Consider the following 15,813-nt stretch of genomic DNA (forward strand, 5'->3'; position numbering starts at 1 on the left):
GGCGCTCGCAATGATCATGACTGAAGGAAACGGCATGGCGGATTCGCCTGAAATCATCGGCTCGCTCGAAGACGTGTCGAAGCCCTATTCGGCAATCCTGTGCGATGTCTGGGGCGTGGTGCACAATGGCGAGACGCACTTTCCTGTCGCGGCCTCGGCGCTGGCGAGGGCTCGCGAGGCGGAAATCCCCATCGTTCTGATCACGAATTCGCCGCGCAGAAGTGCCGATGTCGTGGCGCAGATGAACGCGATCGGCGTCCCACCGTCAGCCTACGACCGTGTCGTCACGTCAGGCGACGTCACCCGCGACCTGATCGCCGAAGGCCCCCGAAAGATCTTTCATATTGGCGCCGACCGAGATTTCACCCTCTATGACGGTCTCGACGTTGAGCTTGTCGAGGAATTCGAGGCGTCCGGCGTCGTCTGCACCGGTCTGTTCGATGACGAGGTCGAAAAGCCCGAGGACTACACCGAGCTTCTGCGGCGGTTGCGCGCCAGGAACCTGCCCTTCATCTGTGCAAATCCCGATATCGTGGTCGAGCGCGGCGAACGCATCATCTGGTGTGCCGGTGCGCTGGCACGCGACTATGCCCAGCTCGGCGGTCACACCTTGATCGCCGGTAAACCCTACGCGCCGATCTATAACGTCGCGATGAAGGAGGTTGCCGAGATTCTTGGCCGGCCGATCGAGCGTTCGCATGTGCTGGCCATCGGCGACGGCATGATGACCGACGTGAAGGGCGCGGTCGACAATGGTTTCGACGTTCTCTACGTGTCCGGCGGCATCCATGCGCGCGACTATGGCGATGCATTACAACCCGATCCAGCAAGGCTGGCGACCTTCCTGGAAAAGCATGGATATCGTCCGGTGGCTGTCATTCCCAGACTGCGGTAGGTGACGATGGCGGCCCTCCAGCACATTTTGGCAACCGCGTCGCTGCCCGCCGATTTGCGTGGCGGCGTGGTGGCGATCGGCAATTTCGACGGTGTCCACCGCGGCCATCAGACGGTGCTCGAGCGAGCCCTGGCCGAGGCCGGGCGACGCCAGGTGCCGGCCCTGGTGCTGACATTCGAACCGCATCCGCGCAAGGTCTTCAAGCCTGACATGCCGTTGTTCGTGCTGACGCCGCCGCCGATGAAGGCGAGGCTCCTGTCGTTGCTGGGTTTTGCCGCGCTTGTCGAGCAGCCGTTCACGCGCGACTTCGCCTCGCTGTCGGCGGAAGCCTTCGTGACCGATGTGCTGGAAAGGAACCTTGGCATTACCCACGCCGTGACCGGGTTCGATTTCCATTTCGGCAAGGACCGTCAAGGCGGTCCGGCGTACCTGATGGCGGCCGGCGAGCGTCATGGCTTCGGCGTCACGCTCGTCGACGCCTTTCGTGACGAGGGCCACGAGGTGGTGTCGTCGAGCCGCATCCGCGGCTTGCTAAGCGAAGGCGCGGTGGCCGAGGCGGCCGGACTGCTCGGCTATCGCTTCACCATCGAAAGCGAGGTTGTGGGCGGCCAGCAGCTCGGCCGCACGCTTGGCTTTCCAACCGCGAACATGAGGCTTTCCACGGAAGCCGCGCTCCAAGAGGGCATCTACGCCGTCCGCTTTCGTCGCGCCGATGGCACGCTTCACGACGGTGTCGCCAGCTTCGGCCGCCGCCCGACCGTAGACGACAACGGCGCGCCACTGCTGGAAACCTTCGTCTTTGATTTCTCAGGCGACCTCTATGGCGAGGTCTGCCAGGTTTCCTTCTTCGGTTTCCTGCGCCCGGAGGTGAAGTTCGAAGGGCTCGATGCGCTGGTCGCGCAGATGAAGCGCGATGAAGCCGAGGCGCGCGCGCTGCTTGCCGGCGTCAAGCCGCTCTCCGAACTCGACGCGGCCATGGCCTTCTAGGCATGGTCCCGAAAAGTGGGAACCGGTTTTCGGACCAGATCATGCCCAGGCAAGAAGCATGATCCCGAAAAGTGGGAACCGGTTTTCGGGCAAGATCATGCCCAGGCAAAATTTACTTTTTCAGCGCCAGGCCGACGGCGATGAAGGTCCAGCCCTGGAAGATCAGGTCGATCGCCAGAAACAGCCCGAGCACCCACAGGCTGTTGACGGGCCAGCCCATGGCGATGATCAGGCCGGCAAGCGCGCTGATGACGCCGGCGGCGACGATCCAGCCCCAGCCGGGTTCCGGCCTGTGGCTGTAGCCGACCCAGGCCCGGAGCACCCCGGAAGCGATCAGCGCGATCGCCAGCAGGAACGTCAATACCGCTGAAGCGAGCAGCGGATTGTCGAAGGCGAAAAATCCGGCGATGGCATAGAGCAGTCCGCTGAGCAGCCAGTAGAAGAACCGGCTCCAGGTCTTGACGCCGAAGGCATGCACGATCTCGATCACGCCGGCCATCAGCATCAGCCAACCCACGACATAGACCGAAGCCACGGTGGCGATGAACAGATTGCCAAAGGCAATGCCGCCGAAGATGAGCAGCAGCACGCCAAGCGCGACGAACCATCCCCATTTTGTCCGTGTCTGTTCCATCGCGGTTCTCAAGGCGTCGCCATGCAGGGTCATTGTCGCGGTCTCCATCTGGGGCTGCGGGATACTGCCGGGCGGAGGTTAATCCCGGCGCTTGCCAACGTCCAGTCGATGGCCGAAAGCTGCAGCGCTGCAATCCGTGATCGGACGTCTCGGATTTAAATCAAATTTTACCAAACGGCCTTCAAAGCTGTCATCGGTAAACAGTGCGCGTTGTGGTAGTGGAGTGGCCATGAGTCCGTTCGGAAGAATCTCTGTGGTGGTGGCCGCTGCGCTGCTGGGTGGTGCGGGCGCCGCCAATGCGGGCGAGGGCAGCTGGCTGTCCGGCGACTGGTATCTGACCGTTGGCGCAACCGGCATGATCGCGCCGGACTTCGAGGGCGGCAAGAAATACCTGCTCAGCGCCTCGCCGATCATCTCGCTGGGCAAGGCCGGACCGGCGGCCCGCTTCACCTCGCGTAACGACAACATCTCGCTGGCCTTGATCGACGATGGCGGCGTTCGCGCCGGCCTGACCGGCAAGTTCCTGTTTTCCCGTGATGACGACAATGCCGATGAACTGAAGGGCCTCGATCCGGTGCGCTGGGGCGGCGAGGTCGGCGGCTTCTTCGAATTCTATCCGACCGACTGGCTGCGCGCACGCGCCGAGCTGCGCCACGGCATCCGCGCCCATAACGGCTTTGTCGCCGATATCGCCGCCGACGCTTTTTATGATGTCACGCCAACTGTCCGGATTTCTGGGGGACCGCGTGTCTCCTTCGCCTCGGAAAAATATTTCGATGCCTATTATGGCGTCGACGCACAGGAGGCCGTGGCCTCCGGGCTCAGTGAATATCATCCCGGCGGTGGCCTGAAGTCGACCGGCCTCGGTGGCGCGATAACCTGGAAGGTGACGGAGCCGATGACCGCCAGCCTGTTCGGTGAATATTCGCGCCTGATGGGACCGGCGGCCGATTCCAGCCTGGTCAGGGAACGCGGCGACCGCAATCAGTTCATGATCGGCGTGTCGACCAGCTACCGCTTCGATTTTACGATGTAACGGAATCGAGCGAGAGACACTTTATTCTTGCGCCTATCTCCGCTAGAAGCCCACCGATGACGAGCTTTTCGCGCCTTCACGCGCTGACCATACGAATTACCGGCCCGGTGTTCCGGGCGGCCTGAGGGGTCGCCGGAGCCGCCGGGAATTTTGCGCGCGGCCTCTCGCGCTTTTTCCAGATCATCAACGCATATCGCCCAAAAGTGGCTTCGGTTTTGGGAAAACGATATCCGTCAAAGCAACGACCTCACGCCCGAGCCATTCGCGGCCGGGTAATGTAGATGGCAGACCAATGACCGACAAAACGTCCGATAATTCAACAATCGACTATTCCAAGACGCTCTATTTGCCGCAGACGGATTTCCCGATGCGCGCCGGCTTGCCCGAAAAGGAGCCGCTGCTGGTCCAGCGCTGGCAGGACATGGACCTCTACCGCAAGCTGCGTGAGAGCGCGGCCGGCCGGACCAAATACGTGCTGCATGACGGTCCGCCCTACGCCAACGGCAACATCCATATCGGTCACGCGCTGAACAAGATCCTCAAGGACGTCATCACCCGCTCGTTCCAGATGCGTGGCTATGACTCGAACTACGTGCCGGGCTGGGACTGCCATGGCCTGCCGATCGAATGGAAGATCGAGGAGCAGTATCGCGCCAAGGGCAAGAACAAGGACGAGGTTCCGGTCAACGAGTTCCGCCGGGAGTGCCGCGAGTTCGCCGCGCACTGGATCACGGTGCAGGGCGGCGAGTTCCAGCGGCTCGGCGTCATCGGCGACTTCAAGAACCCCTATACGACGATGGCCTTCCATGCCGAGTCACGCATCGCCGGCGAGCTGCTGAAGTTCGCCATGTCGGGCCAACTCTATCGCGGCTCCAAGCCGGTGATGTGGAGTGTGGTCGAACGCACGGCACTTGCCGAGGCCGAGGTCGAGTACCAGGATTACGAGTCCGACACGATCTGGGTGAAGTTCCCGGTCGTCAGCCTGGACCAGCCGGTCGATGACGGCGTGACCAAACTGACGGAAGGGGCGCTGGATCTGTTGCAGGCCCACGTCGTCATCTGGACGACGACGCCATGGACGATCCCGGGCAACCGCGCCGTCAACTACTCGCCTCGCATCAGCTATGGCCTCTACGAGGTAACGGCGGCCGAGAATGCGTTCGGCCCGCAGCCGGGCGAAAAGCTGATCTTCGCCGACGCGCTGGCCGACGAGTCCGCTGCCAAGGCCAAGGTCACCTTGAATCGGCTTCGCAGTGTTTCGCCGCAAGAGCTTGGAAGGCTTACGCTTTCCCATCCGTTCAAGGGTTTTGGCGGCGGCTATGAGTTTCCCGTGCCGATGCTCGCCGGCGACCATGTCACCGACGATGCCGGCACCGGCTTCGTCCACACCGCGCCCGGCCATGGCCGCGAGGACTTTGACGCCTGGATGGATGCCGCGGCGGATTTGCGCGCGCGCGGCATCGACAGCGCCATTCCGTTCACCGTCGACGATGGCGGCTTCTTCACCAAGGACGCGCCGGGTTTTGGCCCGGACCGCGAGGGCGGAGCCGCGCGCGTCATCGACGACAATGGCAAGAAGGGCAACGCCAACCAGGCAGTCATCGATGAGCTGATCAAGCGCAATGCACTGTTCGCACGCGGCCGGCTGAAGCACTCCTATCCGCATTCCTGGCGGTCCAAGAAACCGATCATCTTCCGCAACACGCCGCAATGGTTTGTCTATATGGACAAGGACCTCGGCGATGGCTCGACGTTGCGCAGCCGCGCGCTGAAGGCGATCGACGACACCCGTTTCGTGCCCGCCGCCGGCCAGAACCGCATCCGCGCCATGATCGAGGAGCGTCCTGACTGGGTGCTGTCGCGCCAGCGCGCCTGGGGCGTGCCGATCGCCGTCTTCGCCGATGCCGACGGCAATGTGCTGAAGGACGAGGCTGTCAACCAGCGCATCATGGACGCCTTCGAGCAGGAAGGCGCCGACGCCTGGTTCGCCGCCGGTGCCAAGGAGCGTTTCCTTGGCAACCACGATGCATCCAAGTGGAAGCAGGTGATGGACATCCTCGACGTCTGGTTCGATTCAGGCTCGACTCACGTTTTCACGCTGGAGGATCGCCCGGATTTGAAATGGCCGGCCGATGTCTATCTCGAAGGCTCCGACCAGCATCGCGGCTGGTTCCACTCGTCGCTGCTGGAAAGCTGCGGCACCAGGGGCAGGGCGCCTTACGACACCGTCGTCACCCACGGCTTCACCATGGATGAAGACGGCCGCAAGATGTCGAAGTCGCTCGGCAACACCGTCGTGCCACAGGACGTCATCAAGCAGTCGGGCGCCGACATCCTGCGCCTGTGGGTGGTGACGACCGACTATTGGGAAGACCAGCGTCTCGGCAAGAATGTGCTGCAGACCAACATCGACGCGTATCGCAAGCTGCGCAACACCATCCGCTGGATGCTGGGCACGCTTGCCCATGACGATGGCGAGGAGGTGCCGCTCGACAAGATGCCGGAGCTGGAGCGGCTGATGCTGCATCGGCTGGCCGAGCTCGATGAGGTGGTGCGATCGGGCTACGACGCCTTTGAATTCAAGCGCATCACGCGCATGCTGCTTGATTTCATGGTGGTGGAACTGTCGGCCTTCTATTTCGACATCCGCAAGGACGCGCTGTACTGCGACGCGCCGTCGAGCGTTAGGCGCAAGGCCTCGGTGCAAGTGGTGCGTCATCTCTTCGATTGTCTGGTCAAATGGCTGGCGCCGATGCTGCCTTTCACCATGGAAGAAGCCTGGCTCGACCTTCATGCGGACGCCGTCTCGGTGCATCTCGACCAGTTTCCGCAAATCCCGGCGGACTGGAAGAACGAGGCGCTGGCGGAAAAGTGGCGCAAGGTGCGGCAGGTGCGACGCGTCGTCACCGGCGCACTGGAGATCGCGCGCGCACAGAAGGTGATCGGTTCGTCGCTGGAAGCGGTGCCGGTCGTCACCATCGACGATGCAGCGCTCGAAGCGGCGATATCCGATGTCGACATGGCCGAGATGGCGATCACCAGCGATCTCGTCATCGCGCATGGCGAGGTGCCGGCTGGCGCCTTCACGCTCGACGACGTCAGGGGTGTCGCCGTCGTGGTCGAGAAGGCCGAGGACCGCGGCCTGGTGAAGTGCGCGCGTTCCTGGCGCTACACCGCTGATGTCGGGCAGGACGTTGCGTTTCCCGACGTTTCGGCCAGGGATGCGGCGGTGCTGCATGAGTTGAAAGCGCTTGGCCGGCTTTGACAGGCCGGCCGGTCGGAATGGCTCTATCGGTGCACAAATGCCACGCCGGGCGGGCGAAAACCGCCCGCGCGTTGCCCTTAACGAGTGGTTGAGGTAAACACGCGAAACTCCGGAAGACAAATTGTCGCCGGATTTCCGTCGCAAGTGCTTGGACGATGGGGACCGGACACAGGGCCGGTGGCAATCGAGAGGCTGTCTAGAGTGGGACTTTTTGGCATGACCGAGAGATATAACGTGCGCCTGGCGCTGCTGGCGCCGCTTGTCGCATCGGGCCTCGCTCTGTCCGGCTGCATGAGCTCTCCGACCTATGGCACCGACAAGACCGCCGGTGAACAGCTGGCCGGCGATATTTCAAGCGCCTTTTCGATCGCGCCGAAGCAAAAGGAACGGATCGACTACAAGCCGCGCCCGACGCTGGTCAAGCCGGCACCAGGCCAGAAGGAAGTGTTGCCGGCGCCGCAGGACAGCATCGAGACGGCGAGCGCCGAATGGCCCGAATCGCCGGAGCAGCGTCGCGCCCGCCTGCGCGCCGACGCGACCGCCCATCAGAACGATCCGGCTTATCAGTCAGAGATCGTCGACGACGTGCAGTCCGATCCAGCATCGATCAAGAAGGCAATGGCGGATTCAGGCTCGAGCCACCCGCCGGCGTGGAGCCCCGCGGATTCGGACAAGGGTCGTGCCGCCGAGATCCAGCGCCGCCTTGTCGAAAGCAAGCAGGGCGATCCGAACACCCGTAAATATCTGAGCGAGCCGCCGGTGCAATATCGCGTCGCCTCCGACACCGCGCCGCAGAACGAGCTTGGCGAAGACGAGTACAAGAAGGAACGCCGGCTGAAGAAAGAGGCCGAAGGCAAGAAGGGCAGCGGCTGGTTCGACTGGCTGCCGTCCCTGTAAGAACGGGCCACGCTTCGTTGCCTTTGCGGTGCGCCCGGTTCAGTCGCGCCGCTCCCGGAAAAATCCTTTGAGCAGCAGGGCCGCTTCGGTCTCGCCCATGCCCGGATAGATGTCGGGCGCGTGGTGGCAGGTCGTCGAGGCGAAGAAGCGGGCGCCATTGATCACCGCGCCCCCCTTGTCGTCGGCGGCGCCGAAATAGAGCCGGCGCAGCCGGGCGAAGGAAATGGCGGCGGCGCACATGGCGCAAGGCTCCAGCGTCACATAGAGATCATGGCCGGTGAGCCGCTCGCTCGAGAGCTTGCGGCAGGCCTCGCGGATGACCAGCATCTCGGCGTGCGCCGTCGGGTCGGCAAGCTCGCGGGTGCGGTTGCCGGCGCTGGCAATGACTGTGCCGCCGCTGGCGATCACGGCGCCGACCGGCACTTCGCCGCGCAAGGCGGCGGCCTCAGCCTCTTTCAGCGCCAGCGCCATGAAATCCGGCCGCTTCACGCGATCTCCATTCCGATTATCTCCTCGTCACTCGCTGGAGCAAGTCCGCTTCCGAATGAACCGCACTTGCTCCAGGCTTTTGATTTTCGTTTGTCTTTTCGGAAAAAGCCGGTCTCCACTTTTCCCTGACAAACTCTGGTGATCCTGTTATTGAGCGCATAACCCGAAAATCGGACTCGGTTTTCGGAAATGATCATGCGCCAAATCAAAAGTGCTACAGCGTTCGTTGCGCGCCCCAAAGGATGCGCCACGCTGTAGCAGCGCAAACGGACAAAGGCCACATGGACGACAACAACAAGAAATTCCGACCCAAAAAGGGTCCGGTCAGGAGCGGCTCGAAGGCTGCCGGACCGCGCAGCCGTGATGGCGCCGCCGACAAAGGCGGCAAGCCGTCCTTTGGTACCAAGAAACCTTACGCCTCACGCGGAGATCGGCCGATGGCTGCTGAGGGCGAGCGGCCGAAGCGCGACTTCAAGGGTGGTGACAAGCCATTCGGCAAGGGTCCGCGTCCCGAAGGCAAGCCCTTCGATAAGCGCGAGGGACCACGCAAGCCCTACGCACCTCGCGGCGACCGCCCGATGGCCGCCGAAGGCGAGCGCAAGCCGTATGAAAAGCGCGAAGGACCGCGCAAGCCCTATGCGCCGCGCGGCGATCGTCCGATGGCCACCGAAGGCGAGCGCAAGCCGTATGAAAAGCGCGAAGGACCGCGCAAGCCTTATGCGCCACGTGGCGACCGTCCGACGGCGGCCGAAGGCGAGCGCAAGCCGTATGAAAAGCGCGAAGGACCGCGCAAGCCTTATGCACCACGCGGCGACCGTCCGGCTGCTGCGGCGGCGGAGGGCGGCGAAAAGCGCTTCGAACGTCCCAAGCGGGATTTCAGCGATCGCGCGCCGCGCGACGCCGGCGATCGTCCGAAGCGCGATTTCGCTGACCGTCCCAAGCGCGACTTCGCCGATCGCCCCAAGCGTGACTTCGGTGGCGACCGTCCCAAGCGCGACTTCAGTGATCGGCCGCAAGGGGCATCGGGTGCTGGCTTCAAACCGCGTCCGCGTTCGGCGGAAGTGACGGAAGAGGCAGGCGAGCGCATCGCCAAGCGGCTGGCGCGCGCCGGCCTTGCTTCGCGCCGCGATGCCGAGGAACTGATCGCCGCCGGCCGCGTCAAGGTCAATGGCCGGGCGCTGACCTCGCCGGCCTTCAACGTCATGCCCGACGACATCATCCACCTCGACGGCATGGAAATCCCGCCGATCGAGCGCACACGGCTGTTCCTGTTCCACAAGCCTGCCGGTGTCGTCACCACCAACCGCGATCCCGAGGGCCGCAAGACCGTCTTCGACGTGCTGCCGGCCGAATTGCCGCGGCTGATGACCATCGGTCGCCTCGACATCAACACCGAAGGCCTGCTGCTGCTCACCAATGATGGCGGCTTGTCGCGCGTGCTCGAACTGCCGGCAACCGGCTGGCTGCGCCGCTACCGCGTCCGCGTCCACGGCAAGGTCGAGGAAAGCGCGCTCGCCGGCCTGCGTGAAGGTATTGCCGTCGATGGCGTCTTTTACGGCGCCATCGAAGCGACGCTCGACCGTGAGCAGGGCACCAATGCCTGGCTGACGATCGGCCTGCGCGAGGGCAAGAACCGCGAAGTCAGGAACATCCTCGGTTCGCTTGGCCTGGATGTGACGCGGCTGATCCGCATTTCCTACGGGCCGTTCCAACTCGATGACCTCGCCGAGGGCCATGTGCTGGAGATCAAGGGGCGGGTGCTGCGCGACCAGCTTGGCGAGCGTCTGGTCGAGGAATCCGGCGCCAATTTCGATGCCGAGATTTCAAAGCCGTTTTCCAACAAGCCGGTGCGGCGCACCGAGATCCGCGAGCCGGAGCCGGAGCGGCCGAAGTTCACAAGAGATGGCGAGCGCCGGCCGATCGGCGAGGGCGGGCTGATCAAGAACCGCAAGCGCCGCGAAGGCAGCCGCGACGAGGCACTGGGCAAGCTGTCGACAAGTCCCGACAGAAGCGCTGGGCCGGAAAAGAGCTATGGTGAGCGCGGCCCGCGACCCGAACGCAGCTTTGGCGACAAGCCCCGTGGCGGCTTTGGCGACAAGCCGCGCGGCAGTTTTGGTGGCAAGCCGGGCGGTGGCAAGAAATCCGAGCGCGAGCAGCGGCCGATCGAGCCGCCTGGCCAGCGCAAGGCCAATGTCTGGATGGCACCGGGAGCGCGGCCGATCGGCAAGGGCAGGGCTGAGGCCGACGCCGCCAAGGCGGCCGACGCCAAGGCGCGCAAGGCGTCGTTCAAGCCGTCCTATGGCAAACCGGCGGGCGCCAAGCCGTTCGGCAAACCGCGTGGCGAGCGTCCGGGCGGTGCCGGTGGCGGCGAACGGCCGCGCAGCGGCCCCAAGGGTCCCAGGACGAAATGAGGCCCGGATGGAATGAGGCCTAGCGCAAGATGAGAATCGTCGGCGGTGAGTTTCGCGGGCGTCCCCTGGCGACGCCCCGCAGCAGCGCTATCCGCCCGACGACCGATCGCACCCGCGAGGCCGTCTTCAATGTGTTGGCGCATCGTTTTGCGGAGCAATTGGACGGGGCGCGCGTGCTCGACCTGTTCGCCGGCACCGGCGCGCTCGGCCTCGAAGCGCTGTCGCGCGGTGCTTCCTACGGCGTCTTCATCGAGGAATCGGCGGAAGGCCGTGGCCTGATCCGCGACAATGTCGAGGCCTTCGGCCTGACGGGCCGCACCAAGATCTTTCGCCGCGATGCCACCGGCCTTGGCGAAGCTGGCACGCTCGCTCCATTCGGCCTCGTCTTCGCCGATCCGCCCTACGGCAAGGGCCTCGGCGAGCGCGCCTTGCAGTCGGCCAGGGCCGGCGGCTGGCTTCGTCCCGGCGCGCTATGCGTGGTCGAGGAGGCGGCTGTGGCGCCCTTCGAGCCGGGTCCCGGCTTTTCCGTGCTGGATGAGCGCAATTACGGCGAGACGGTGATCCGGTTTATCGAGGTTGCGTGATGCGCCTTGCATCGATGCCGGCCTCTTTGCCGCCGCCTTTGCCGGCAACATGACCAACAATTCACTATGCTGTCGCCAGCGCCTTGCCTATCGTCCTGCCTGGAAAACGGAGCCATTGATGACATCTAGGGTTGAATGGCTGCGCGCAACACTGCTGGCGACATCGCTGGCTATCACCATGACCGGCCCGGTCCTGGCCGACAGCACCGTGTTGGCCAACGCGAAGCCGGACGCGTTCAAGGTGACGGATTTCCTGCTCGACAACGGCATGGAGGTGGTCGTCATCCCCGACCACCGCGCGCCGATCGTCACCCACATGGTGTGGTACAAGATCGGCAGCGCCGACGAGCCGCCCGGAAAATCCGGCATCGCCCATTTCTTCGAGCACCTGATGTTCAAGGCGACGACCCACCATGTGGCCGGCGAGTTCGACCGCGCCATCTCCGATATCGGCGGCTCCAACAACGCCTTCACCTCCTACGACTACACTGCCTTCCACGAGACGGTGGCGCCGTCGGCGCTCGAGCTGATGATGAGTTTCGAGGCCGACCGCATGCGCAACCTCATCCTCACCGACGACGTCATCAAGACCGAGCGCGACGTCATCCTCGAGGAGCGCCGCTCGCGCATCGACAACAATCCCGAGGCGGTGCTGGACGAGGAAGTCGACGCCACGCTGTGGCAGAACCAGCCTTACCGCATCCCGGTCATCGGCTGGATGCAGGAGATGGAGCAGCTGAACCGCACCGACGCCACCGCCTTCTATGACAAATATTACCGGCCCAACAACGCCGTGCTGATCGTGGCCGGCGATGTCGAACCGGACACGGTGCGGGCACTGGCCGAGAAAACCTATGGCAAGGTGGCGCGCGGGCCCGATCTGCCGCCGCGCATCCGTCCGGTTGAACCCGAGCAGAACACCAAGCGCACGGTCACGCTCTCGGACGCCCGTGTCAGCGTGCCGAGTTTCTCTACGCAGTGGGTGGTGCCGTCCTATCACTCGGGCAAGCCGGGCGAGGCCGAAGCACTCGACCTGCTGGCCGAGATCCTCGGTGGCGGCACCCGCAGCCGGCTCTACCAGGCACTCGTCGTCCAGCAAGGCATCGCGTCCAACGCCGGCGCCTATTTCCAGGGCACCATGCTGGACGACACCAATTTCACCGTCTATGGCGCCCCGCGCGGCGATGCCAAGCTCGCCGATGTCGAAGCGGCGGTTGATGCCGAGGTGGCGCGCATCGCCAGGGACGGCGTCACGCCATCGGAGCTGGAAAAGGCCAAGGACCGCTACGTGCGCTCGATGATCTTTGCCCGCGACAAGCAGGAGTCCATGGCCAACATATATGGCTCGACGCTGGCCACCGGCGGCAATGTGCAAGACGTCCAGCAATGGCCAGAGCGCATCCGCAAGGTGACAGCAGACGAGATCAAGGCCGTCGCCGCGCGCTATCTGGTGCTCGACCGGTCGACGACCGGCTATTTGCTGCCGCAAGTCAAGGCGGAGAACTGATTTGATGACGAACCAGCACCGCCGCTCTCTTTCTTTCCCCCTTGTGGGGTCCGAAGGACGGGGCGAGACCCGTGGCTCGCCCCAGGGCGGTGGCCGAGCGCAGCTCGGTCGGATGAGGGGTGCTCCCGCTTGGCACCGTCCGTACGCCGTCCAACACCCCTCAACCGTCTCGGCGCTACGCGCCGATCCACCTTCTCCCGCAAGGGGAGAAGGAAGAGCCCGGCGCGCTGCCGCAGCGCTTGCGACCCTTTTCCTCTCCATCCTCTTCCTGATCCTGCCGGCACTCACCGCTCGCGCCATGGACATCCAGTCCGTCACCTCGCCAAAGGGCATCACCGCCTGGCTGGTCGAGGATTATTCGGTGCCGGTCGTCGCCATCCGCTTCGTCTTCGGCGGCGGCTCGACGCAGGATCCAGTTGGCAAAGAGGGCCTGGCCAATCTGATGACCGGGCTGTTCGACGAAGGCGCCGGCCCGCTCGACTCAGAAGCCTTCCAGATCAAGCTCGACGATGCCGGCGCTGAGATGAGCTTCGACGAAAGCCGCGACGGCATCTACGGCTCGATGCGCATGCTGGCCGAGCAGCGCGACGAGGCGTTCGACCTGTTGCGGCTGGCGGTCAACCAGCCGCGCTTCGACCCGGCGCCGATCGACCGCATCCGCGCCCAGATCCTGTCCGGCATCATCGCCGGCGAGAACGATCCCGATACGGTCGCGCAGGACAAATGGGCGCGCGCACTCTATGGCGATCATCCCTATTCCCGCTCCGACCAAGGCACCAGGCAGAGCATCGCCACCATCACGCCGGATGATTTGAAAGCCTTGCACAAGGCGGTGTTCGCGCGCGGCGGCCTGCATGTCGCCGTGGTCGGCGCCATCGACCCCGAGACGCTGAAGAAGAAGCTCGACATGGTGTTCGGCGATCTGCCGCAGAACCAGGCGCTGAGGCCGGTGGCCGATATCGACCCGAAGCTGGCGCAGCATGTCGAGGTCGACTACGACCTGCCACAGACCTCGCTGCAGCTCGCCTATCCCGGCGTGAAGCGCAAGGCGCCGGATTTTTTTGCCGCCGTGCTGATGAACGAGATCCTCGGCGGTGGCACCTTCACCTCGCGCCTGTTCCAGGAGGTGCGCGAAAAGCGCGGGCTGGCCTACAGCGTCAACTCCTCGCTGATCAACCAGGACCATGCCGACGCACTGGTCGTCAGCACCGGGACCCGGTCGGACCGAGCGGCCGAGACGCTGGGCATCGTCCGCGACGTGGTCAAGCAACTGGCCGAGGAAGGCCCGACCGAGGCTGAGCTGGCGGCGACCAAGAAATACATGATCGGCGCCTACGCCATCAACAATCTGGACTCTTCGAGTTCCATTGCCTCGACGCTGGTCGAGCTGCAGCTCGACGATCTCGGCATCGACTACATGCAGCGTCGCGCCGGCTATATCAACGCGGTGACGCTTGATCAGGTCAAGGCGGCGGCGAAAAAGCTGCTGTCGGCCGAGCCGACCATCATGGTTATCGGCCCGAAACTGGCCGGGGCCGGCAAGGGATGAGCCCAATGACGAGCCCGACCTTCGGCATCGCCTTCGGCGGCGGCGGCGCGCGCGGGCTGGCGCATATCCACGTCATCGAGGCGCTGGACGAACTGGGCATCAGGCCGGTGGCCATTGCCGGCTCGTCGATCGGCGCCATCATGGGCGCCGGCATGGCCGCCGGCATGACCGGCAAGGACATCCACGACTACGCCCGCTCGATCCTCGGCCGCCGCGCCGAAGTGGCGAGCCGCATGTGGCGGGCGCGGCCGGGCACTATCGCCGAAGCCATGCAGAATGGCATCCGCGTCAGCCAGTTCAACGTCGAGCGCATCCTGAAGGCCTTTTTGCCCGAGGCTATCCCCGAGACCTTCGCCGAGCTCAAGATCCCGCTCAAGGTGACGGCGACCGACTATTTCGGCCACAAGCTCGCCGTGTTCCATGACGGCGACCTGCACTCGGCACTTGCCGCCTCGGCGGCCATACCCGCCGTGTTCCGCCCGGTGACGCGCGACGGAAGGCTGCTGATAGACGGCGGCATCTACAACCCCGTGCCGTTCGACCTGATCGAGAACGACGCCGACATCATCATCGGCGTCGACGTGGTCGGCGCGCCGGAAGAAGCCGACCGCAGGCACCCGACCTCCGTCGACCTGATGTTCGGCGCCACGCAATTGATGATGCAGTCGATCATCGCCAACAAGCTGAAGCAGTGCAGCCCCGACATCCTGGTCCGCCCGGCAGTATCAAAATACCGCGTGCTCGATTTCCTGAAGATCGAGGCTTTGATGAACGATACGGCCGACATAAAGGATCAGCTGAAGCGAGAGGTCGAGCGGGTGGTGGAGGCTAGGAATGGCGCTGCCGTCAAGGGCAGGCGGAGGAAGAAGGCCGGGTGAAGGCGGAGCGACGTCGGCAATTGATCGTCCAATGCATGTCGCTCAAATGTGGCCCCAGTTTTGGGACAACGACATGCATGAAAACAAGGGCTTAAAGTCGAGCGCTGTTGTCATCCACGAAGCCAACTACGACTTCGCCACCGGCACATATTCCAGCGCCACCACGCCGTTGCTGAAAGGCGTCGCCGAAATCAGCTCGAGCGCCACTGCCTCGCCGACGGGGAACAGCGGCTTGCCCTGGCCGACAGCGCCGGGGTAGCTGAGCAGCCTGACGCGATCGACCAGGCCGTGGCGCAGCAGTTCCTGCGCGACGCTGAGGCTGCCATGCACATAGATGTTGCCGCCGCTGCCTTGCTTCAGCGCCCTGACCGCTTCCGGCAGGGCTCCCTTCAGCAATTCGGCCGGCTTCCAGTCGAGCGCCTTCAGGCTGGTCGATGCGACATATTTTGGCAGCGCATTGAACCGGTCGGCAAAATCTCCGGTTTCCTTGGGCCACGAGCCGGCAAAAATCTCATAGGTCGTGCGCCCCAAAAGCATGGCGCCGCTGTCGGCAAGCTCGTCCTCCTTGAACCTGTTCATCTCATCGTTCCAGGTCACGCCGGGCAGCTTCTCGACCTCGGCAATGCCATCGACGCTGATGAATTCGGTGACGATAAGTTTTCGCATGGCGTTCTCCTTCTT

At 64.0% G+C, this 15,813-nt stretch carries 13 protein-coding genes; 10 read left to right on the forward strand and 3 right to left on the reverse strand.

Translation table 11 applies throughout. The features are described 5' to 3' along the window. The first annotated feature begins 34 nt into the window (after positions 1 to 34). Both AC1DZP_RS24870 and AC1DZP_RS24875 read left to right on the forward strand, forming a co-directional pair. Positions 35 to 895: a TIGR01459 family HAD-type hydrolase gene (locus AC1DZP_RS24870; RefSeq protein ID WP_477306025.1), complete on the forward strand. Its 861-nt coding sequence runs from the start codon at positions 35 to 37 to the stop codon at positions 893 to 895. Between the two features lie 6 nt (positions 896 to 901). Then, entirely contained in the window at positions 902 to 1,882 is a 981-nt protein-coding gene (locus AC1DZP_RS24875) for a bifunctional riboflavin kinase/FAD synthetase (RefSeq protein ID WP_477306027.1), read from the forward strand. A gap of 112 nt (positions 1,883 to 1,994) precedes the next feature. Here AC1DZP_RS24875 and AC1DZP_RS24880 read toward each other — a convergent pair whose 3' ends face one another. Beyond that, the gene (locus AC1DZP_RS24880; RefSeq protein WP_457152030.1) at positions 1,995 to 2,549 is read right to left on the reverse strand and encodes an HdeD family acid-resistance protein; all 555 of its coding nucleotides are present in this window, start codon (positions 2,547 to 2,549) and stop codon (positions 1,995 to 1,997) included. A 196-nt stretch (positions 2,550 to 2,745) separates the two neighbouring features. Between AC1DZP_RS24880 and AC1DZP_RS24885 the strand changes: the two genes are divergently transcribed. From AC1DZP_RS24885 to AC1DZP_RS24895, 3 genes are all read left to right on the forward strand, one after another. Continuing rightward, positions 2,746 to 3,552, forward strand: a complete 807-nt coding sequence (locus AC1DZP_RS24885) for a MipA/OmpV family protein (protein ID WP_477306029.1) — start codon at positions 2,746 to 2,748, stop codon at positions 3,550 to 3,552. Positions 3,553 to 3,844: 292 nt separating this feature from the next. Continuing rightward, the gene (gene ileS / locus AC1DZP_RS24890; protein WP_477306031.1) at positions 3,845 to 6,817 is read left to right on the forward strand and encodes an isoleucine--tRNA ligase; all 2,973 of its coding nucleotides are present in this window, start codon (positions 3,845 to 3,847) and stop codon (positions 6,815 to 6,817) included. A 216-nt stretch (positions 6,818 to 7,033) separates the two neighbouring features. Then, complete coding sequence (locus AC1DZP_RS24895; RefSeq protein ID WP_457152033.1) at positions 7,034 to 7,714, forward strand: hypothetical protein; 681 nt, start codon at positions 7,034 to 7,036, stop codon at positions 7,712 to 7,714. 39 nt (positions 7,715 to 7,753) lie between these two features. Here AC1DZP_RS24895 and AC1DZP_RS24900 read toward each other — a convergent pair whose 3' ends face one another. Continuing rightward, entirely contained in the window at positions 7,754 to 8,203 is a 450-nt protein-coding gene (locus AC1DZP_RS24900; protein WP_477306033.1) for a nucleoside deaminase, read from the reverse strand. 281 nt (positions 8,204 to 8,484) lie between these two features. Here AC1DZP_RS24900 and AC1DZP_RS24905 point away from each other — a divergent pair, with 281 nt between their 5' ends. From AC1DZP_RS24905 to AC1DZP_RS24925, 5 genes are all read left to right on the forward strand, one after another. Then, positions 8,485 to 10,614, forward strand: a complete 2,130-nt coding sequence (locus AC1DZP_RS24905) for a pseudouridine synthase (protein WP_477306034.1) — start codon at positions 8,485 to 8,487, stop codon at positions 10,612 to 10,614. A gap of 29 nt (positions 10,615 to 10,643) precedes the next feature. Then, positions 10,644 to 11,198: a 16S rRNA (guanine(966)-N(2))-methyltransferase RsmD gene (rsmD, locus tag AC1DZP_RS24910; RefSeq protein ID WP_095085986.1), complete on the forward strand. Its 555-nt coding sequence runs from the start codon at positions 10,644 to 10,646 to the stop codon at positions 11,196 to 11,198. 118 nt (positions 11,199 to 11,316) lie between these two features. Then, positions 11,317 to 12,705, forward strand: a complete 1,389-nt coding sequence (locus tag AC1DZP_RS24915; RefSeq protein WP_477306036.1) for a M16 family metallopeptidase — start codon at positions 11,317 to 11,319, stop codon at positions 12,703 to 12,705. A gap of 298 nt (positions 12,706 to 13,003) precedes the next feature. Further along, entirely contained in the window at positions 13,004 to 14,254 is a 1,251-nt protein-coding gene (locus AC1DZP_RS24920) for a M16 family metallopeptidase (protein WP_477306038.1), read from the forward strand. A gap of 5 nt (positions 14,255 to 14,259) precedes the next feature. Next, positions 14,260 to 15,132, forward strand: a complete 873-nt coding sequence (locus tag AC1DZP_RS24925; protein ID WP_477306040.1) for a patatin-like phospholipase family protein — start codon at positions 14,260 to 14,262, stop codon at positions 15,130 to 15,132. A 126-nt stretch (positions 15,133 to 15,258) separates the two neighbouring features. On the opposite strand, the gene AC1DZP_RS24930 is transcribed toward AC1DZP_RS24925, so the two are convergent. Next, positions 15,259 to 15,798 (reverse strand): dihydrofolate reductase family protein, encoded by a 540-nt coding sequence (locus AC1DZP_RS24930; RefSeq protein WP_477306042.1) that lies wholly within the window; start codon positions 15,796 to 15,798, stop codon positions 15,259 to 15,261. Between the last annotated feature and the right edge of the window lie 15 nt (positions 15,799 to 15,813).

The organism is Mesorhizobium sp. P2_F8, from assembly GCF_056403655.1.

What these genes read in the sequence shown, in the direction of transcription:
- AC1DZP_RS24925 (WP_477306040.1), top strand. Translation starts at nt 14,260, where the DNA reads ATGACGAGCCCGACCTTCGGCATCGCCTTCGGCGGCGGCGGCGCGCGC.
- AC1DZP_RS24870 (WP_477306025.1), top strand. Translation starts at nt 35, where the DNA reads ATGGCGGATTCGCCTGAAATCATCGGCTCGCTCGAAGACGTGTCGAAG.
- AC1DZP_RS24885 (WP_477306029.1), top strand. Translation starts at nt 2,746, where the DNA reads ATGAGTCCGTTCGGAAGAATCTCTGTGGTGGTGGCCGCTGCGCTGCTG.
- AC1DZP_RS24915 (WP_477306036.1), top strand. Translation starts at nt 11,317, where the DNA reads ATGACATCTAGGGTTGAATGGCTGCGCGCAACACTGCTGGCGACATCG.
- AC1DZP_RS24880 (WP_457152030.1), bottom strand. Translation starts at nt 2,549, where the DNA reads ATGACCCTGCATGGCGACGCCTTGAGAACCGCGATGGAACAGACACGG.
- AC1DZP_RS24875 (WP_477306027.1), top strand. Translation starts at nt 902, where the DNA reads ATGGCGGCCCTCCAGCACATTTTGGCAACCGCGTCGCTGCCCGCCGAT.
- AC1DZP_RS24930 (WP_477306042.1), bottom strand. Translation starts at nt 15,798, where the DNA reads ATGCGAAAACTTATCGTCACCGAATTCATCAGCGTCGATGGCATTGCC.
- rsmD (WP_095085986.1), top strand. Translation starts at nt 10,644, where the DNA reads ATGAGAATCGTCGGCGGTGAGTTTCGCGGGCGTCCCCTGGCGACGCCC.
- AC1DZP_RS24895 (WP_457152033.1), top strand. Translation starts at nt 7,034, where the DNA reads ATGACCGAGAGATATAACGTGCGCCTGGCGCTGCTGGCGCCGCTTGTC.
- AC1DZP_RS24920 (WP_477306038.1), top strand. Translation starts at nt 13,004, where the DNA reads ATGGACATCCAGTCCGTCACCTCGCCAAAGGGCATCACCGCCTGGCTG.
- AC1DZP_RS24905 (WP_477306034.1), top strand. Translation starts at nt 8,485, where the DNA reads ATGGACGACAACAACAAGAAATTCCGACCCAAAAAGGGTCCGGTCAGG.
- ileS (WP_477306031.1), top strand. Translation starts at nt 3,845, where the DNA reads ATGACCGACAAAACGTCCGATAATTCAACAATCGACTATTCCAAGACG.